Origin of the sequence: Leptolyngbya sp. FACHB-541, assembly GCF_014695875.1 — a bacterium.
Classification (GTDB): Bacteria; Cyanobacteriota; Cyanobacteriia; order Elainellales; family Elainellaceae; genus JAAUTN01.
Map to the genome: position 1 here is coordinate 144,348 of NZ_JACJPC010000098.1, position 21,022 is coordinate 165,369.

Sequence of the window (21,022 nt, forward strand, 5' to 3'; positions counted from 1 at the left end):
CTTCTCATAGGTTGAGCAAATGGAGAGCAGATGGAACCTATGAGTAGATCAAGCATTCAAAAATTCGTTTATCTTTTTAGGCAAATTAATAATGAATGAGTTGCCGCTGAGTGTAGTGAAACAAACGCTAGATTACATTCAAGAGCATCTGAGTGAGGAAATTTCGCTAGAGGCGATTGCCAACCGTATTGGTATTAGTCGATATTACCTCAGTCACTTGTTTAAACAGTCAATGGGAATCTCTCTCTATCAGTATGTTTTGCAGCAGCGTGTAGAGTGTGCCAAGCAATTGTTAAAACAAAGCGAACTATCGATTGCTGAAATTGCCCTGGAGTGCGGTTTTGCAAATCAGACTCATCTAGCAAAACACTTCCGCAATCTGGCTGGAACATCTCCCAAAGTCTATCGAAATTCATCAGTTTAGAAGGAAAAAGTGGTTCGCACGGTACCGGTGACAACGGTGCCATTCTCACTGCGATTTGCAGGATCATTCACAACTTGAATAACAGGTGTGATTTGAATATTGTCACTAATTGCAAATCGATAGAAGGCTTCCAGGTTAGTTTGAGTTGCATTACCAATTTCAGTGGCAATGAAGGGTTGACCGATTGCAAGCCCGGCTAAGTTTCCCTCTTGCAGCAAATCAGGAAAGGCAATGCCTACCATCCAGTAGTTAGGTTCAATCTCGCCAAATGCGGTATCGCGATATTGGCTGTATCCATATCGTCCAAATAGCGCCAGCCAGGGGGCTATCGCCACTTCTGCATTCACCCCAACCGCATCAAAAGATTGATCAAAGATGCGACCGCCACTATATTGCACTCGTAACGCCAGCGTCGAAGAAGGGGCGTATTCTAGTTCAACCATGCCTTGATGGGTATCGCCAAAGAGACCGCGATCGCCCCTATCTGCGGTAGCTGAGGTATTGCCTGGATAGAGCAGTGAAGTGAAAGGGGCAGTTCCCCGTAAAATACCCTGGTTGGTTGGATTACCTGCATCAGCGGCAGCATACAAGGCTCGAACGGTGAATGGGCTATCACCAACGTTCCAATCTATAGCAGCACCCGCACTGGGTCCATTAACGGGAAATAAAACATAATTATTGGTTAACGCTAAAGTGCTAAAGTCGCGGAAGCTAAGGTTAGCATAGCTGTTTCGATCAATGTAGTCGGTGGTGCGAATATTCGGACCAATAGAAACTGCCACATGTTCTAGTGGGCTAAAGGTGTAGTACAGACGACCCAGCCCAAAGTTCCCATTGCTAGGAGGTTTAGCCGAAAAGTCTAAGGTACTGCCAAAGTTAGGTTCTAAAAATCCTCCTGCATTATCATTCGGGCCACCACTTCCCGTATCTATTCGGACTCTCAACAAATCGGTTCCCGTAAAACTGGTGTTTAAGTCCAAGTTAACCCGATAAATAAACGTTGCATTTGGGTCTTGCTGTCTAAAGATCGCTCCAGTTGGACTGAGCAGGTTTTCTCCTTCAAAGCCACCCGCATTCACGGCAAAAATGGCTTGCCCGGTCAGTCGAGTCGTTGTGGAAAATTGATTGGCTTCGATGGTAGCGGTTTGCGCTTCTAGGGTATCAACCCGTCCTCGCAAAACTGCTAATTCTGAAGCAAACTCTTCTTGTAACCGTTGAATCGTTTCCAGGTCTTCACCAGTTGCCGCATCTGCTAAGCCAGCAGCGATCAGTTCGTTCATGCGATCGAGCGCAGCGTTCAAACCCGCCGCAAACTCATAACGGGTTATTGCCCGGTTGCCGCGATAGGTGCCATCGGGATATCCAGCGATCGCCCCGTATCGTTCTACTAAAGACTGAAGTGCTTGAAACGCCCAATCTGTAGGCTGCACGTCCGACAGTTGATTAACAGAGGTGACTTGACCCACTAACTCACTGTTCTCTGTAGGATTCTCTAAAACAGGAATATAAAAGCTTGTCTGCTCATCAGTTCCGTTCGTTTCATCGGCTTTGTGAGTGACAGTGCCTGATTGAATTTGCTTCTGTCCCTTCTCCAAATTCTTTGCTTGGGCAGGAGAAGAGAGAAGAACCGTGATAAAGCTGATTCCTATTACCTGTAATAAAGTGAATTGTGTAGTGAGTTGAGTTTTTGTCATACTGCGTTCAAGCATAAAACGTTGAGATAGATTTTAGGTATGGTTTTACGTCCTGTCTCATCGATTCTTGCGAAACAGGGGCTATTTTTGTCAGATCTTGCCTTCAGGTTCGTCAGCAGCGGGGCAAGACCTGATTTTTGAGCAAGAACCCGTCATACGATCGCTTTGCTTTGGCTTAAGATATCGTAGATTGCGATCACATCATTGCCTATGAACGCAAAAGCAGCAGACATTTCAGTTCAAGCATGGCAGTCAGATGGCATCCTGCTAGAACAATACTGCTATACCGCAGGTATAGTAGAACCTTTGCCGAAGCACTGCCACGAGGAATATCAGTTTGGTTTAAGTTTTGATTGTGCAGGTCAATACCACTATCGAGGCGCATCCCATGATATTCCGATCGCCAGTCTGAGTATTATCCATTCGGGTGAAGTTCATGCACCAAGCGATCGCACCTTTCTTCCAGAGCCAATCACATTCTGGATGATGACTATCCATCCCAAATGGTTTCAATCTGCATCTGCTGATCTAGCTGCGTCGGAGATTTCACCCTTTTTTCCAGATATCTATCTGGCTGACCCTCAACTCAACCAACTGTTTATCACATTACAGCAAAAGACCGACCTGCAATCGCAGTTAGAACGAGACATAAATCTCTGGGATTTTTTGTCTTACCTGCTGACGAACTACGCTGAAAACCGTCTTGTAGGCTCTCCCCTGTCGTCAACCAGAACTGCGATTAAACAAGTGTGTGACTACCTTCATGCTCACTTTGCTACAGATGTTACGCTCGATCAGTTGTCTGAGCTTGCTGGGTTAAGTCGCTTCCATCTGAGTCGTGTGTTTCGTCAGGAAATTGGTTTATCACTCACTGCTTATCAAACTCAACTCCGGATTAGCCATGCCAAAAAACTCTTAGCAGAAGGAATGGCGATCGCCACAGTTGCATCCCTCACGGGATTTTACGATCAAAGCCATTTTGGCTGGCAGTTCAAACGGCGCGTTGGGGTGACTCCTGGTAATTATAGGGAAACAACAGTGTGTAGAAAAACAACCTCCCACGCGATATCTTGATCCTTCCTGTGGCTCAAGTCATGTAGCTCTGAGTACTGCTCAACTTAACTTTTCAAACCTTTTTGGGTTGTTCTGGTTGCGCCAAGCCCCAAGCCGCAAACCCTACTCCTAGCAGGGCAAATAGAAGGGCACCCCGATGTTTGGCTTGTCTGATCTGGCGAAAATGGTTCTCTACTGGAACTCACCGTCTTAATTCCAAACAAGTCGCACTAAATGACCGAACTACTTCTGCAAACTGCTGATTGCGCTCCATTAGACCCATGTGCCCACCAGGAGACAAGACAGCGAGTTTGGCTTGCGGCACATCCTGGCTGATGCGCTGGTTGGCAAAGGGTCGGGTAGCAATGTCAGATTCGCCCACCACTACCAGGGTTGGAGTAGAGATTTGAGGTAATGTTTCCGCCTCATGAAATCTCAGCATTGCCAGCGTTCCTCGTGCCAATATGCCAGGAGCTGCTTTCAGTCCGATTAGGGTGGAGAAGTTAAGTTGCCCTCGCGTTTCTCTGCCTGTAAATCCAGAAATCTCAGTAGTCAATAATGTAAATCCATTCAAATAACTTAGCCAACTGGTGACCCAGAGTAAGGGGGAAAGGGCGATCGCCAGATACAACAACGGTTCTAGCAAAGGCTTCTGCAAGGCTAACAACAGTTTGCTGAGGATGGTTGTTCTCAGGGGATTGGTATAGGTGGCATCTACAACAATTAAGCCAGCCACTCGTCGTCTCAAATGCTGTGGAAACAAGCGGCAGAACGTCAGCAGGATCATACCTCCCATGCTGTGCCCCAACAAGACGACTGGTTGATCTCCTGCCAAGTTGAGAACAGCTTCCAGGTCGCGGGCATATTTTTCCAGGGAATAGTCGCGGTTTTTGGGCTTTTTGGATTTGCCCAAACCTGGCAGATCCCACACGATGACACGAAACTGGTCGGTCAGTTGCTTCTTGGCGTAATACCAAACCAGGCTATCTGGACCCCAACCGTGCGTCAAAATCAGAGTGGGAGCTTGGTCGGGACCGTAAAACTCAACGTGAATTTCGCTGCCATCAGGACGGACGAGTTGCTGCGTTCGATTGCTACGAATGGGTTTGGGTTCATCTCGACCGGCGCGGCGCAGCAGCAGAATGGGTAAGAACCCGAGAAATGACCAGAGCAACATGACTACACCCAGGATGAGCCAGCGATCGCTCACCAGTTCTCCCTCGTACCACTGATAAAGAATATATCCCGCACTGCCCAGAAACGCGATCGTCAGTAAACTGGACAGCCAGCGCAAGAGAAAATCGAGGGGCATGAGCATGGCGTAATCACTCTTCTACGGCGATGATACAAGCCGAGATTAGGTGGAAAGGCAACGCTTATGTAACCGTCTGAAGTTAGAACCTGCGATCGCTCCAAGGTTGTTGTATGTCCGCCAGCAGTTTTGACAGCAATCCAACCGTATTTGAGCGTAACTTCCGCACTCAACTTACTTTTTGATGCAGCAGGCTGAGGGCGACAGCTTCGGCGACCTTGATGCCGTCAATCCCAGCTGAAAGAATGCCTCCGGCATATCCGGCTCCTTCTCCAGCCGGATATAATCCCACTGTATTAAGGCTCTGATAATCATCTTTGCGTTTGATTCGAATGGGAGAAGAGGTGCGAGTTTCAACTCCGGTTAGAACAGCATCATGCATAGCAAACCCTTTGATTTGCTTATCGAAGGCAGGAATTGCTTCGCGGATGGCGGCGATCGCATAATCTGGCAAGCTAGGGCTAAGGTCGCACAGGTGTACCCCTGGTCGATAGGAAGGCTTTACGCTGCCGAGAGTGGTAGAAGATTGCTGGGCCAAAAAGTCACCTATCAGTTGCCCTGGAGCCTCATAGGTGCAGCCGCCCAGTTCAAATGCCCGCTCTTCCAGGCGGCGCTGAAACTCCATTCCGGCTAAGGGACTGCCGGGATAATCATCTGGGGTAATGCCGACCACAATGCCGCTGTTTGCATTTTTGCCGCTGCGCTCGTACTGGCTCATGCCGTTTGTGACGACTCGCCCAACTTCTGAGGTTGCCGCTACGACTTGCCCCCCCGGACACATACAGAAGCTATAGACCGATCGCCCATTTGAACAGTGATGCACTAACTGATAATCGGCTGCTCCTAACATCGGATGACCTGCTTGCGATCCGAGGCGGCACTGGTCGATGATCGACTGAGGATGCTCGACTCGAAACCCAACTGAGAAGGGCTTGGGTTCAATGTAAACGCCCTGCTGATGCAGCATCTCAAAGGTGTCGCGGGCGCTATGTCCCACTGCTAGGATGACGTGTTCGGTGCGGATGTATTCCCCATTCGCTAGGACGACACCGCGCACCTGCCTCTCACCTTTTTGCTCAATGTCAATCTTTTCTACTCGGCTTTGAAAGCGAATTTCACCACCCAGAGATTCGATTGTGCAGCGCATATTCTCGACAATTTTGACGAGTCGGTAGGTGCCAATGTGGGGTTTGTTGACGTAGAGAATTTCGGGTGCGGCTCCGGCATTCACCAGTTCTTCAAGCACTTTTCGCCCGTGATGATTGGCATCTTTGACACGGCTGTAGAGTTTGCCGTCAGAGAAGGTGCCTGCTCCGCCTTCCCCAAATTGCGCGTTAGATTCCGGGTTAAACTTTCGCTTGCTCCAAAAGCCAAAGGTATCTACAGAGCGATCGTGAACGGGCTTTCCTCGTTCTAAAATCAGCGGTCGCAGCCCCATTTGCGCCAGCAGTAGCCCCGCAAAAATACCACAGGGTCCTGCCCCAATCACGATTGGACGATGAGTGGATGCGATCGCTCCCTCACCAGCCTTTGCCACATAGCGATAGCGCGTATCGGGCGTGGGCATGACGTGCGGGTCTTTTTTGAACCGCTGAAGTAGCCGCTTTTCTTGAGTGGTTTCTACGTCCAAAATGTAAACAAAAACAACATTCCCTTTTTTACGAGCGTCATAGCTGCGCTTGAAGATGGAATAGCGGATTAGCTCGGCGGGCGTGATTTGTAGTTTTTTCAGAATCGCAGTCTGAATTGCCTCTTCGGGGTGGTCGAGCGGCAGTTTTACTTCGGTGAGTCGGAGCATGAATGGATGGCGAGGGTTGCTAGGAGTAGCGGGAGCGGTAGGGGCGAAGCATTCGGTCACAATCTCTGTCACTGAAGCACAATTTTTTTGCCGAATGCTTCGCCCGTACACCAAATAGTGCTTCTTTCCGAAACGGAGTCCTTATAATGTCTAGTCTAGATCTTTAGTAAAGCTCATATTTCATCAACTGGCAGGGCAACGTTCCATTGTACACAGGGATTCGCTGACTTGACTTTAGCCCGATCGCCTGAGCAAGTTCTTTGTTGCCACTCAAGATAAAAGCAGTCCAGCCTTTGAAGCGCTGTTTCAAAACGTCGCCTAGCTGTTTGTAGAAGGCTCCCAGGTCGCTGTCGCGTCCCAGCCTTTCTCCATAGGGCGGATTGCAGAACACCACGCCGCTATCGGTCGGAGCGACTACATCAATAAGCTCCATTTCAGAAAACCAAATTTGGTCAGATACGCCGCAGTTTTGGGCATTGGCGATCGCCTGCTCAATCACCTGTGGATCGCGATCGCTGCCCCAAATTGGTGCGGGAAGTGCCTCTTTTTGGCTAGATTTTGCCTCTTGAATCAGGTGGTCTAACAGGTCGCGGTCACAGTCAAGCCAGGTTTCAAACCCAAACCGCTCTCGAAACAGCCCTGGCGCAATGTTTAATGACTTGAGACAAGCTTCCAGAGGTAAGGTTCCAGAGCCACAGAGCGGGTCATAAAACATTTGCTCCGGTTGCCAGCCCGAAAGCTGAATTAATGCTGCTGCCAGGGATTCTTTGAGTGGGGCGGCTCCAACTGCAGGACGATAGCCCCGACGATGCAAGCTGTTTCCCGAACTGTCTAGACTGACCGTGCAACCATCGCGATCGAGATGCACATTGATTCGCACATCGGGTTCTTGCAGTTCTACGCTGGAGCGATCGCCAAACACTTCTTGCTGCTGGTTAACGATCGCATTCTTAACTTGAAGCGCCGTAAAGTGAGTGTGGTTAAGCTGCTCCGTTTTACCCGTTGCGTCTACGGCAAGTGTTAAATCAGGGGTGAGATAGGCTGACCAGTCGATGCTTTGGATACCTCGATACAGGTCGTCTGCACTCTGGCAAGGAAACTGGTGTAGCTTCATCAGAATGCGGAATGGAAGTCTCGCCCACAGGTTAACGCGGTAGAGGAGGGTGCGATCGCCCTTAAAAGCAGCCCCACGAAACCCTGGTTTAACGGAATGTGCCCCTAACTGCTCTAATTCTTTAACAACGAGCGGCTCTAGACCGTTTGCCACCGTTGCAAAATACTGATTCATCCTGACTCACCGCTGAACTGTGTGGCACATGACAAACATTGCCCCAGTTGTTGAGCCAGGGTTTGCACATGGGGCTGTTTCAGCAATGATAAATGATTGCCTGGTACCTGGTGCAGTTGAATGTCGCTCGTCAATGCATTCCAACCCAAAGATGGCTCATCCCTAATGGCATCCGGTTGTTCAACCGCTCTAAACAGAGTAATCCGATTAGGGTAAGGTTTTGGCACATATCGATAGGCTGCCTGACTGTTGGCATAAACGATCGGCAGCAGGGATTGAATTGCAGACTCATTCAACAGCTGTAAACGGGACTCTTCTGGCAGGAGACGAGCGATCGCCCGAAACGCAGTGCTAGAGGCATCAGATTGTTGCCAACGAGCAAACCAGGGATGCCACGATTGCAACCGATTTGCTGCAAGAGAACCATAGTCCAGCAAAAAGGGCAGTGTAGACCAGAGGGCAGTTCCTAATAGGAACTTGAGACTTTGGCCCAGAGAAAGTTGATTAGAAGGGGCAGGAGTATCTAGAATTGCCAGAAGTCCAACCTCCTGACCTGCCTGAGTTAATTGTTGTGCCATCTCAAAGGCAACCAATCCCCCAAATGACCAGCCACCCAAGAAGTAAGGGCCCTGCGGTTGCAACGCCTGAATTGCCTGAATGTAGGAAGTAGCGATCGCTTCAATCCGGTTTAGCGGAGCAGATTTGCCATCCAGCCCCATAGGTTGAAGACCATAAAAACTGCGATCGCCCCATTCAGGAAACTGCTCCGCAATACTCTCTAACTGATGCGCCAATTCCAGATAGGGAAACACCACTCCAAACATCGGATGCACACAGAAGAAAGGTTGCTTATTTCCCCCTAGGGTTAAGGGAACCAGAGGCGATCGGGATGGTGGAACAGGATTAGCAACTGCAATCGGATTGCTGTCAGGAGGAGCACTTTTAGGCAAGTCTTGAGAGGGCTGGGAAGTGCCGTTGAGTGATGGCGATCGCTTGCGACGATAGGCAGACCGATCCAGCCGGACTAATGGAGGAGCATGGGAAGTAGAAGGAGTATTGCGTGTTTCGAGGACAGAAGCCAATTGGGCGATCGTAGGAGCTTCAAACACATATTTCAGAGGTAGTTCTAGCCCAAAAGCATCTCGAACACGAGAGGTCATTTGCGTAGCTAAGAGGGAATGCCCACCCAACTCAAAAAAGTTGTCATGAGTACTCACTTGTTTAAGCTGCAACAGTTCCTTCCAAATCTCAATCAGAGTTGTTTCCGTAGGTGTGGATGGTGAGTTTGCTGGGCTTGCTGAGTGAGTGAAATCTTCATCCAAAACTGGAAGGGCACGCCGATCAACTTTGCCACTAGCTGTCAAAGGTAGTGTTTCTAACGGCACAAAGACCGAGGGCACCATGTAATCTGGCAGAGTTTTTCTCAAAAATTGACGCAGTTCTGGAATGAGTTGTCGGGCAAAAGACGACTGAAGCGGATCGTTCGTGTAGTGATTCCAGTACTGGTTGAATGGTTGAGAATTAGAATCAACCGTTGCATCAACGCCATGCCGAACCAACAGCACATCATAATCTCCGGTGTGGGTTTGCTTTGACCAGGTAATCTCTACGGTGTAGGGCAAAACAGTTTCTAGATTCCACCAGTCTTGAGGAGCGATCGCCAATTCCGTAGACTGCAATATCTCCCGCATTCGTCCCACTGTTTTTGGAGAGGTTTGATCGCAGAGCCAGTTCACCGTTTTGACCGCTGCATTCACCCGACTATTAGTTACATTGGTGATTAAAAATATCTCTGGTTCACTCTCGATCAGACACTTTTGAACTGCTTCAACCGTGATTGGATCACGCTTCCAATCGTGTAGGTGTTCAGTGCGACTTCTTTGAGAAGCCGCAGATCTGGACAATTGGCGATCGCCCTGAGACTGCTCTACATACAGCAAAACGTTATAGCGAAACTGCGTCATCTCATTCTGACTACGACCTCGTGAGAGCCGAATCTGCACCTGCTGAATTTGAGGAAATTTATCCTGTAAAGCGTAAAAAAGTGCCGGATCAATTGCTAGTTCGGGTTCCTCAAATTGCGATCGCTCCACCTGTTGTTGAAGTCGCGATCGCTCTACTCCGTCATCTGACTGACTAAATTTTACCCAGGTATGAAATGCCTTCAATAACGGCAAACTTCGCACATCACCAATAAACAAAACACCCCCAGTTGCTACCCTCTGAAGCGCTCCCTCCAACACTTGCATCAGATAGTCCACGCTAGGAAAATACTGCACAATCGAATTCAAAATCACCAGATCAAAGGATGCTAGATCAATCCCCTCAAAATCCGTTGCAGTGCGGTGCAGCAGTTCAACTTGAAGCAAATCGAGAGTTCCTAACTGATGCTGAATTGATTCCAGGGAAACCGTTGAGAAATCCGTTCCCACATACTGCTGACAATGAGGCGCAATTTTAAAAAGCAACAATCCGGTGCCGCAGCCAATTTCCAACACTCGCTTAGGTTTCAGGGCAAGAATTTGCCGGACGCGATCGCCAACCCATTCCTGCATTTGCTCTAGGGGAATGGGTTCCCCGGTGTAGCTGCTATTCCAGCCCGTGATGTTGAATTGGGGGTTGGAGGTTGGGGATTGGGAATTAGGGGTTGAGGGTTGGTAGGTTTGGTTGTAGAGGGTTTGCCAGTGTTGGAGGTGTTGAGTTTGGAGGGGTTGTTGAAGGGACTTTTGAAGGTGGTGGCGATCGAGGCTGAAGTAGGTAACTAGGCGCTGGTTGGATAAATTACTAGAGGCAGACACCACCGCATCTTGAATTGCTGGATGGCGTTGTAAGGTTGCTTCGATTTCACCCAACTCTACCCGAAACCCTCGAATTTTGATCTGGTTATCGATTCGACCCAGGAATTCAATGGTTCCATCAGGACGATAGAGGGCGCGATCGCCTGTCCTGTAGAGCTGGGGACTAGGGATTAGGGATTGGGGGTTAGAAGTTTCCCCCACACACGCTAAGAATGGACTATCAATAAACCTTTCAGCAGTCAATTCTGGACGATTTAGATAACCTCGCGCCAACCCCATTCCACCAATGTATAGCTCACCCGGAATACCTACAGGAAGAGGATTTAAGTCCGCATCTAGAATATATACTTGGGTATTGGCAATGGGACGACCAATCATGAGCGGGCGATCGCCAGGATAAAGTTGAGCAACGGTTGCCCAGATGGTAGTTTCAGTCGGTCCATAGGCGTTAAAGAAGCGATGATTTGCTGCCCAGCGATCGACTACTTGACTGGAGCAGGCTTCCCCACCCGTAATAAGTACCTGAAGGTCAGGAAGTTCTGCAAAGGGGAGAACTGCCAACACTGCCGGAGTGAGGAGAGCATGGGTGATTGCATTGTCTTGGAGAAACTGCACCAGTGCCATTCCTGGCAGTTGAGCAGACTTAGGGGGAATATATAATGTTCCACCAGAGGCGATCGCCAAAGCAATTTCAAAAACTGAAGCGTCGAAACTTAGAGAGCTAAATTGCAGGACACGACTATTGTGAAAGGGCTGAAACAGTTGCCGCTGTGCCTCAACAACGTTACACAAACCGCGATGGGAAAGCAAAACTCCTTTTGGTTTACCTGTGGAGCCAGAAGTGTAGATCACATAGGCAAGATGATCGGGAGTGACAGGGTTAAGAAAACTATCACAAGTGGAAACATCAAGCTGATCCAGGTAAAGTATCTGCACCTGCGATGCGGGTAGCTTTTCCACTAACCAGGATTGCGTCAACACAATTGAAACTTGTGTGTCGGTCAACATGAAGTGGAGGCGATCGCTTGGATAATTTGGGTCAAGCGGCACATAAGCTCCCCCCGCCTTGAGAATCCCTAGAATCCCAATCACCATATCGGCAGAGCGATCGACACACAGCCCAACTAAAGAGTCAGGTTTAACTCCCAAATTCTTCAAAGTTTGCGCCAGTTGGTCGGCTTTCTGGTTAAGTTCTGCATAAGTGAGTGATTCTTGTTCTGAGATGAGGGCGATCGATTCTGGAGTAGATTGAACCTGAGCTTCAAAGAGATGATGGAAGCAGGATTCCTGTATTGATCCCCCTAAACTCCCCTTAGAAAGGAGGACTTCCGAGCCTCCGATTTCTTTGAGAAGGGAGGATTCTCTGCTTCCGGTTTCCCCCCTCTCAAGGGGGACTAGAGGGGATCGATTCCATTCAACTACAATCTGTTGACGTTCTGTGGGTGTAAGCAAAGGCAGATCTGACAGCCGAGCATCAGGATTAGCAACAATGCCTTCCAGTAAGGTTTGAAAATGCCCGACCAAGCGCTCGATTCTGTCACGTTCAAACAAGTCGGTACTGTAAACAATAAAGCCGCTCAAGCCCTCCTGAGATTTCCAGACGCTCCACAATCCGTGGGCAGGTTCCCATAAATGAACCTCCAGATCAAATCGGGTGCTGCTTGACTCTAAAGGGGCAGGTTCTAACTTCAATTCCGGCAATTCTAACGGCTGCATCGGGGCATTTTGCAGCGCAAAGGCAATTTGAAACAAAGGATTGCGGCTGAGATCGCGATCGGGATCTAACTCTTCTACTAACTTCTCAAACGGTAAGTCCTGATGCTCGTAGGCTTCCAGGGCAACGGTTCGCACCCGCTCCAGCAATTCACGAAAAGTAGGACGATCTGACAGATCCGATCGCAACACCAGGCTATTTACAAAGAAGCCAATCAACCCCTCTAACTCACTACGGTGACGGTTAGCAATGGGAGAACCAACCGCAATATCTTCTTGCCCTGTATAGCGATAGAGCAACGTTTGAAACGCCGCTAGCAGAGTCATAAACAAAGAAACGCCGGATTGCTGACTCAAAGCTTCTAGTGCTTGAGTGAGAGCCGGAGAAATGTGTAGTGGATAGGTTGCGCCCTGGTAGGTCTGAACGGCAGGACGGGGACGATCTTGAGGTAATTCTAATGCTGGCAAATCGTGTAATTGCTTGCGCCAATAGGTGAGTTGTTTTTCTAACACTTCTCCCTGTAACCATTGACGCTGCCAGTCAGCAAAATCAGGGTATTGAATCGGTAAGGGAGGTAAAAGGGGCGATCGCCCCTCTACAAATGCAGTGTAGAAATAGCCCAATTCTCGAATCAAAACTCCCAACGACCAGCCATCAGCAACAATGTGATGCAGAGTCAGCAACAAAACTGCCTCAGTGGGGTCAAATTTCAACAGCGTGATTCGCAGTAGCGGATCGGTCGCAAGGTTAAATGGACGTCGGGCTTCAGTTGTAGCTAATTGCTGGCTGATGCGTTCTCGCTCACTACTGGCGACCGTGTGCAAATTCACGACCGATAACTCAACTTTGACATCTGGTTCAACCACTTGAGCGGGTTGTCCGTTCACTGTTGTAAAAGTGGTGCGAAGGGCTGCATGGCGACGTACAATTTCGTGAAACGATCGCTCCAACGCCGTTTGATCTAGTCTCCCAATTAAACGAATGGCAGCAGGCACATTGTAAAAGGGGCTATTGGGAGTGAGTTGATATAAAAACCATAGACGTTGTTGGGCAAAGGATAGGAGGGTGGGGTGTAGGGGTGTAGGGGTGTAAGGTGTAGGAGTAATAGAGGGAAATGAGTTTTTTTTAGCTTGTGCCTTCTCTTTATCCTCTGCCTTTTCTTGTAGATAGGAAACCAGTTCGGCTTTGCGATTAGCTAATTCTTGGCGCAATTCAGGGGTTAGGGTTCCTGCTGGGGCGTTGCAACGCAAACGAGTTTCATCCAAGGAAGTGTTTTGTTTGCCCTCGATCAATAGCTGTATATCCAGGCTCTTGAGATGAGAAACAAACTCAGCAATTGTACTCTGGGTCATAACTCTACTTCCTCACGTCGTTGCGAATCTGATGGTTGACCGTAATGCAAATTAGGTAGTGTTGCTTCCTGGCTCAGTGACTCAATCTGTTGTGCTAATTCAGCGATTGTGGGTGTTTCAAAGATGTTGCGGAGCGGCAATTCTACTTGAAAGCGATCGCGAATTCGGGAAACAAGCTGAGTCGCTAACAGGGAGTGTCCCCCCAGTTCAAAGAAATGGTCATGAATGCCTACTTTCCGCCCTAGAAGCTGAGTCCACAGTTCTACTAGAGCTGCTTCCAGGGAAGTAGTAGGGGAAATGGGAGGTTCCCTGGTCACGGTCAGTTCTGGTGAAGGCAATGCTTTCTGATCAACTTTGCCATTGGCAGTGAGTGGAAGCGTATCCATCACCACAAATGCAGCAGGAATCATATAGCTCGGTAATTTCTGCTTGAGAAACGATCGCAACTCTCGTTCAGTTAGTATTGTTGCTTTAGGTACCACATAGGCAATCAACTGACGGTTTTGTGCATCCCCGTTTTGCTCACGCACGATTACCACTGCCGTTTGCACGGTTGGATGGCGAGCGATTGCCATCTCAATTTCCCCCAACTCCACCCGAAATCCACGAATCTTGATCTGATGGTCGGTTCTTCCTAAAAACTCAAGATTGCCATCAGAACGATAAAGGGCGCGATCGCCAGTTTTGTAGAGTCGGGGATTAGGGGCGGGGGGTTGAGGGTTGGGAGTTTCTTTCCCACGTCCCCCAAATGGACTAGCAACAAATCGCTCTGCTGTCAGCTCTGGACGATTCAAATATCCCTTTGCCAATCCATCTCCACCTAAATAAATCTCACCAGAAACCCCTGCGGGAACGGGCTTCAAATGGGCATCCAATAGATATACTTGAGTGTTAGCGATCGCTTGACCAATAGGAATTGTCGCGACGTTTCCTGGAATATCCTGCACCTCATACCCGGTAGAAAAGGTTGTGTTTTCGGTGGGGCCATAGACATGAATTAGATGCTGAGGTTTGCCGTGTTCCAGTAGCGATCGCACCCGATCAACATTCGCCATTTCACCGCCAAACAGCAGGTACTTGAGTGATTGAAAGGCATTTGGAATTTGGCTCACCGTTTGATTTAGCAGTGCAGTGGTGAGAAACAAAATACTCACGTTTTGCTGCTGTAACTCATTCACAAAATCAACGGGTGAAAGCGTGATTTCTCGCTCTATTCCAATGACTTGAGCACCGTTCAGGAGTGCGCCCCAGACTTCAAAAGTGGCTGCATCAAAGGCAAGGTTTGCGACCTGAGCAATGCGATCGCTTGGTCCAATTTGTACGTAGTTTGTCTCACATACCAACCGATTTACGGCTTGGTGTGGCACCATCACTCCTTTAGGGGTTCCAGTTGAACCGGAGGTGTAGATCACGTAGGCAAGCTGATCAGAGGTGCAAGGAGTAGACAAGTTTTCATCAGACTCTTGGGCGATCGTGTTCCATTCCTGCTCCAAACAAACAACCGTTACGTTATCTGTTTGGAATGAATCTGCCCAATCTGCCTGCGTTAAAACCACTGCAATTCCAGCATCCTCCAGCATGAAGTGCAGACGTTCCACTGGGTAACTAGGGTCAAAGGGAACATAAGCTCCCCCCACTTTTAATATGGCTAACATGGAGGCGATCGCTTCCACACCCCGTTCCAAACAGATTCCAACACAGGTTCCAGTACTCACGCCTAGCCGCTGCAAATATCGCGCCAGTTGATTACTGCCCTGGTTTAATGCCTGGTAGGTGAACTGTTGTTTGCCGAATTGGAGAGCGATCGCAGTCGGTCTTTGTCTCACCTGCGCTTCAAATAATTCATGAATACAAATATTGGCTGGATAACTAGACTGATTGCTATGCCAGCGTTGCAGCAACTCCTGCTGTTCTGTGTTTGTTAATAAGGGTAGTGCAGAGAGAGGAGTTTCTGGATTTGCAACAATTCCTTCTAATAAAGTTTGGAAGTGATGACGTAGAGATGCGATCGTAGCTGAATCAAATAAATCAGTGTTGTAAACGATTACCCCACGCAACCCGTCCGACTGCTGCCAACCCTTGCCCCACAGACTTCTGAAGTTATCTCCGCACTTCCAGACATATAGCTCCAGGTCAAAACGTGCGGTCTTGGTTTCTAGCTCCACTGGGCTGAGGACTAATCCGGGTAACGCCAGTTGCTCCATCGGTGTGTTTTGCAACGCAAAGACTACCTGAAACAACGGATTTTGACCCAGACTGCGGATGGGCTGTAGCTCCTCGACTAACTTTTCAAACGGTAAATCCTGATGAGCATACGCGGCTAAAGTAACATCTCGCACTCGCTCCAACATTTCATGAAAGGTCGGATCGCCTGCTAAATCGGTTCGCAACACTAAACTGTTGACTAGAAACCCAATCAAGCCTTCTAGTTCACTCCGATGCCGATTAGCAATAGGAGATCCAACCGCAATGTCAGTTTGCCCGCTGTAGCGATGCAGCAATGTCTGAAATGCTGCCAATAGGGTCATGAATAAAGTTACACCAAACTGCTGGCTTAATTCCTCCAGGGCATCCAACAACCACTGTGGAAATTCCAGCAATTGACTGGCACCTTGATGTCTTTGTCCTAGAGACTGCACTGCTGAACGAGACACTGCACCGGGTAAGTTGAGAATTGGAACATCCTTCAATTGCTGCTTCCAGTAATGCAACTGAGCATTTATCACATCTCCCTGCAACCACTGCCGCTGCCAATGAGAAAAATCTGCATATTGAATGGTTAGTTCGGGCAGCACAGGCGGTTTGTCATCTACAAAAGCCGTGTACAGTTCGCCCAATTCTCGAATCAAAACGCCACTTGACCACTCATCAAAAACAATGTGATGTAATGCCAACAGCAACAGATGCTCAGTTTCTTGCAATTGCCACAGATGAGCCCGAAACAGTGGACCCCGATGTAAGTGAAACGGCTGTTGAATTTCCTCCCAAATCTGAGCCATTGCCACATCTTCACGGCTATTTGCGGGTAATGTTCGCAGATCAGTTAACCGAAGGGGCATCTGTAGTTCAGATGCGATCGCCCCTTCAGAACCCTGCGAAACAACGACTTGAACCAGTTGCCCCTCGACGACCTCAAACGTAGTTCTGAGGCTTTCGTGGCGTTGAATGATGGCTTGAATGCTGCGCTGGAGGAGCGATCGCTGCAACACACCTGTGAGCCGCAGAACAATTGGAATAACATATAGAGAGTCACCAGGAAGCAGTTGTTCAATAAACCACAAGCGTTGCTGAGCAAAGGACGCTGGAAAGACAAAGATATCTTCCTCAACCTGCTGCTGATTGGTTTGGTCTAAGATCATTCACACCTGCATCTGTTTGGCCTCATTCCGTTTTAGGGAAAAAGGCGACTCAAAAATTATGCTCTAGGATAGATTTTCAGCAGTGTGTATATGTTTTTTTGTTGCGTTTTTCTGAGTATCTTTACCTCCAAGGCGCTAACCTCTTGAGAGAAGGAGGCAAGGCTGAGCCCTACCTCCTTCTCTTAAACCCGTCTGGCTACAACTACACAACTCTTCCAAAGGGTTTACGAGAAGCACAAATTGGAAAAATGTGTTTCTCATAAATCAGTCATCTTGAATTGAATGGCACTGAAGTCAGTCGAAGATGAGCGCTAAGATCTGCGGCTTCTCTAGAGAAGCCGCAGATCTTAGTTACAGCCGTTTTCAGATGAGTCAGCCACATCGTAGGGGCGAACGGACGTTCGCCCTTACAAAAGATTGTGGTTTATCAAGTGAAACCCGCTGTAAGCCAGTTTCATTGATTTCTAGAACGTAAAGGTTGTTCTCAGGGCTCCTACAGCTGTTGTGCTGTTGCCGCTGTAACCTTCTGGGTCAAACACAACATACACACCGGGAGTAATGCTAATGTTGTCGTTGAGCCTGAAGTTAATAAAACCCTCTAGGTGAAACGGGTCAGCATTTTCAGGATTGTATGCCTCGCCGCCAACCGAGGCTCGGCTTAGGGGTTGCCCCACTAGCAGAGCAGCCGTGTTGCCTTCACCAAAAATGTCACGGAAGTGTAGACCTGCCATCCAGCTAATGAAGTTGGTTGAGGCATCGACATCGACTAGATCAGCAAAGATGTAGGCACCGGAAAGGGTCAGGTCTACGCCGGGAGCAAACTGCCAGTTGACAGTTGCACCAATGGAGTTGAGCCGAATGCCTTCGTTGGCGACCGCCAAAACCTCATTTCCGCCTACTGCCGCCAACTGCTCAGCGTTGGGGTTAAACAAGACAGAGCCAATGTCAGACGCACTCAGCCCCGTTCCCAGAATGTTGATTTGGTGGTAACTGTTGGCGTAGTTCAGCCCAATGTTGAGCGTATCACTGGGAGTCAGAGTGAGCTGTGTTGCCAACACATAGCTGCCATTAAATAAACCTGCTCCCAGAGGTGTACCGCCCGTCAATCCTTGGTTGTTGGGCAATGAGGCATTCACACTGCCATACAACCCACGCAGGTCGATGCCATCCGCAATATCCCAGATAAATCCTGCCGCTGATGCTAAGCCTGTACCTGATGTGCCACCAGAAACCCTCACTGCTGGGTTGTAGCCACCAAACCGAGAAAGTGCGCCCTGACTGTCACTGGCAAAGGGAGCGATCGCCGGAAACGCATCTGTTACCTCAGCATTCGTACCAACAAACAGCGTTACATCGCCGAATGCCGGAAAGATGTACAGCAATTTATACAAGTCAATATCATTCGAGCCGCTGTTAGAAAGATTCTGGGGATTGGTTGTGCCAAATTGCGGAGCGTAAGCCAGACCTAGATTGCTAGCCGTGCCAAATACCGGATCGCCCAGTCCCAAAGCGCCAGGAATGCTGCCCGTGCTGTTGCCAAAGCCACCCCCAAAGTTGTAGGACTGTAACCCTGTAATCAGCAGATCGCTGCCCGTGAAGCTGGTCGTTAGATTGAGCCGCACTCGGTTGTTAAACACGATCTGAGCATCATTTCCCTCTGCTCCGCCTGTGTGAGAGAGAATTCCTGGTGTTGCATCCGGGTCATCGCCCCCCGGATAGCCGCCGCTCGCCGCTGCAATGCTAAAAACGACTTCCCCATTCAACTGGGTGGTGGTAGAGAACTGGTTCGCCTCCAGTTCGGCTGTCCGCGCCTCTAATGTATCTACCCGACCTCGCAAAGTTGCCAGCTCTGCCGAAAATTCTTCCTGGAGACGTTGCAGCGTAGTCAAATCCTCACGAGTCACCGCCTCAGCTAGTCCAGCAGCAATCAATTCGTTAATGCGATCGAGGGCTGCGTTTAGCCCCGCTGCAAACTCATAGCGAGTTAGGGCGCGATTGCCCCGATACGTGCCGTCTGGATATCCCGCAATCACACCATAGCGCTCCACCAAAGACTGCAACGCCTGAAATGCCCAATCTGTCGGCTGCACATCTGACAGTTGAGACACCGAGGTGACTTGCCCAATAGAATTAGATGCTGTGTCTTCTGTCAGTGAGTTGACCGAGGGAACTGGTGTAAGCGTAGTTGAACTGGTTACAGTCGAGTTGGGCAGAGTCGAATTGGGTGTATTCAAACCAGATACATCTGGACTTAAAGAATCTGCAACCAGCGCTTCTGGAGTCTCGGCTGTTACTGTGACGTCTGCTTCCGAGAAAACGACCTCTGGCACATCTACAAACAACGCCTCTGGAATCTCAACTGCCTCAACAGCAGTTTCTGTAGATGCCGTATGCTCTAACTGGGAATCCAGCAATTCATGATTTAACTCATCATCTGACTCCTGGTTTGATGCATCTTCTTCAGCGATCGCCCCTACTGTTATTTCGGACAAACTTCCAGTTAAGCCTTCCGGATCTACATCATTTGTTTCAGTCTCAGCCGCATTCAGCGGTTTTACAGCCATTAAACCCGTTAATAAACACAGCAACCCCAACCCAACTTTAGGTGAAGTCTGCTTTTTACCCTTGCTCATCTTGAACTCCTCACATCCAGCAAGTTAAAACTGACCACACTAGTTGAAGTGCAGCCACAAAGTAATGGAGCGATCGCCAAAACTGCGACCGATATTGTTAAAGTCCACGGCTGATGCAGTAAGATGCCGCAAAAAATACATCAGCCATAAAAATTCTGCTTTCGTGCTAGAGATTCCTACTAACAAAAGTATTTTGATCAGGATTTTCTCTGACCAAGTTTTTTTAGTAGAGCGTTCTAAATAGAGGGTGATTTTGAGTGTTGCAAGTGTTGCCTCTGTAATACTCAAAATTAACTATATTAACTATCGGGAAAAACGAACACTAACGGATAGAGGAATTAGTCCTGTAGCATTTCCAGAAGTTTCAATTGCAGTGAGACAATTCATCAGAAGGTAAGTAAAGCTATTGCCTAATTAGGTAGAATAAGGCGACTTGTCAGTGATGCAACGTACAACTGAAGTCATAGTTCCCAGTAGCAGTTGGTTAGCCGATTTAGTGTTGCTGAAAGAGAAAATGCAGTGGGCGATCGCCCACTGCATTCCTCAAACTATTGGGTAGTTACGCAGCATGAGTGGTAACTGGCGATCGCCGAGTTCCTTCACGGCGGCGAATATCTCGCCAGATTTGGGTTGCGGCTAATGCACCATCGGCAGCGGCAATCGCTACTTGATTCATTCCCACCTTTAAGTCGCCCACTGCGAAGATGCGAGGGTGAGAGGTTCGGTTCATTTTGTCGGTAACCAAGTTACCACCCTGGTATTCCAAATCAATGTTTTTCAGGTAATCGGCGTGATATTTTGAACCCATTGACACTAATCCGGCATCGAGTTCTATGACTGAGCCATCGGCAAGTTCTACACCCGTCATGTGGTGGTGTTCGCCCAAGAATTGCTTGATGGGCTGTTCGACTAAGGTGTAGCCATGATGAGTGAGGCGATCGCGAAACTCAGTACTCACTTCAAACTCACCATTAGTGAATAGAGTAATGTAGGGTGTAAACCAACCGAGCGGAAATGCAACTTCCAGACTGGATTCGCTGCTGCCAAATACGCCTGCCCGTTGGTCGCGCATCTCGTAGCCATCACAGACGAGACAAACGTGCAGGTTATGTCCGGCATAGTCAAACACGTTCTGCATATCGGCTAGCTTGGGAAGATGATCGATAATGCCACTCGCTGCAATTAGATAACGGCTGCGAAAGACTGCACTAGTAGGGTTTGTGCGCCCAATTCTAACGTGAACTGCAAATGTTTCGCCTTCATCGATGACTTCTTCCACGTACCCATTCAGGTAATCCCCTTCAAGAGAAAGGTAATGTTCTTTGCCCTGTTTCAGCACATTCTGTCCAGGTGTATCGGGGGGTAAACCCAGATAGTTGTGTAGTTCCTGCATCCAGAAGGAGCGGGCCTTACCTTTGTCGATAATTAGGGTAGACAGCAGATAACGTTGCAGATAGATTCCAGCAGACAGTCCAGCGGCTCCACCACCAATGACCAGGACATCGTAAACTTGATCTGCTCGTTGATCGAGCATTTGTTTGGTGAGTTGCATAATTCCCTCCAAGGGTGAGTTTCACCAGCTAAAGCAGTAGGTTGA

At 48.7% G+C, this 21,022-nt stretch carries 11 protein-coding genes; 2 read left to right on the forward strand and 9 right to left on the reverse strand.

The annotated features are described in order from the left end of the window. Nucleotides 1–91: 91 nt before the first annotated feature. Nucleotides 92–424 carry an AraC family transcriptional regulator gene (locus H6G00_RS20475; RefSeq protein ID WP_190644407.1) on the forward strand — a complete coding sequence of 111 codons (333 nt, stop codon included), beginning with the start codon at nt 92–94 and terminating at the stop codon, nt 422–424. On the opposite strand, the gene H6G00_RS20480 is transcribed toward H6G00_RS20475, so the two are convergent. Then, nucleotides 421–2,118, reverse strand: a complete 1,698-nt coding sequence (locus H6G00_RS20480; RefSeq protein WP_190798142.1) for an iron uptake porin — start codon at nt 2,116–2,118, stop codon at nt 421–423. The genes H6G00_RS20475 and H6G00_RS20480 overlap by 4 nt on opposite strands. Nucleotides 2,119–2,328: 210 nt before the next feature. Between H6G00_RS20480 and H6G00_RS20485 the strand changes: the two genes are divergently transcribed. Continuing rightward, nucleotides 2,329–3,192, forward strand: coding sequence for an AraC family transcriptional regulator (locus H6G00_RS20485; RefSeq protein ID WP_190798143.1), 864 nt, complete (start codon nt 2,329–2,331; stop codon nt 3,190–3,192). A gap of 181 nt (nt 3,193–3,373) precedes the next feature. Here the strand turns inward: H6G00_RS20485 and H6G00_RS20490 are convergent, their stop codons facing one another. The 8 genes from H6G00_RS20490 to H6G00_RS20525 form a co-directional block, all read right to left on the reverse strand. Continuing rightward, on the reverse strand, nt 3,374–4,483 hold the full coding sequence (locus H6G00_RS20490) for an alpha/beta hydrolase (protein ID WP_190798144.1): 1,110 nt from the start codon (nt 4,481–4,483) through the stop codon (nt 3,374–3,376). 169 nt (nt 4,484–4,652) lie between these two features. Then, the gene (locus H6G00_RS20495; RefSeq protein WP_190798226.1) at nt 4,653–6,281 is read right to left on the reverse strand and encodes an NAD(P)/FAD-dependent oxidoreductase; all 1,629 of its coding nucleotides are present in this window, start codon (nt 6,279–6,281) and stop codon (nt 4,653–4,655) included. A gap of 163 nt (nt 6,282–6,444) precedes the next feature. Then, on the reverse strand, nt 6,445–7,569 hold the full coding sequence (locus H6G00_RS20500) for a THUMP domain-containing protein (RefSeq protein WP_190798145.1): 1,125 nt from the start codon (nt 7,567–7,569) through the stop codon (nt 6,445–6,447). Continuing rightward, complete coding sequence (locus H6G00_RS20505) at nt 7,566–13,433, reverse strand: non-ribosomal peptide synthetase (protein WP_190798146.1); 5,868 nt, start codon at nt 13,431–13,433, stop codon at nt 7,566–7,568. The genes H6G00_RS20500 and H6G00_RS20505 overlap by 4 nt, the downstream gene beginning before the upstream one ends. After that, complete coding sequence (locus H6G00_RS20510; protein ID WP_190798147.1) at nt 13,430–16,792, reverse strand: non-ribosomal peptide synthetase; 3,363 nt, start codon at nt 16,790–16,792, stop codon at nt 13,430–13,432. The genes H6G00_RS20505 and H6G00_RS20510 overlap by 4 nt, the downstream gene beginning before the upstream one ends. Before the next feature lie 464 nt (nt 16,793–17,256). After that, nucleotides 17,257–19,425, reverse strand: a complete 2,169-nt coding sequence (locus H6G00_RS20515; protein WP_242042397.1) for an iron uptake porin — start codon at nt 19,423–19,425, stop codon at nt 17,257–17,259. Between the two features lie 39 nt (nt 19,426–19,464). Further along, on the reverse strand, nt 19,465–19,713 hold the full coding sequence (locus H6G00_RS20520) for a hypothetical protein (RefSeq protein WP_190681817.1): 249 nt from the start codon (nt 19,711–19,713) through the stop codon (nt 19,465–19,467). 271 nt (nt 19,714–19,984) lie between these two features. Beyond that, nucleotides 19,985–20,977 (reverse strand): NAD(P)/FAD-dependent oxidoreductase, encoded by a 993-nt coding sequence (locus H6G00_RS20525; RefSeq protein ID WP_190798148.1) that lies wholly within the window; start codon nt 20,975–20,977, stop codon nt 19,985–19,987. Nucleotides 20,978–21,022: the final 45 nt, after the last annotated feature.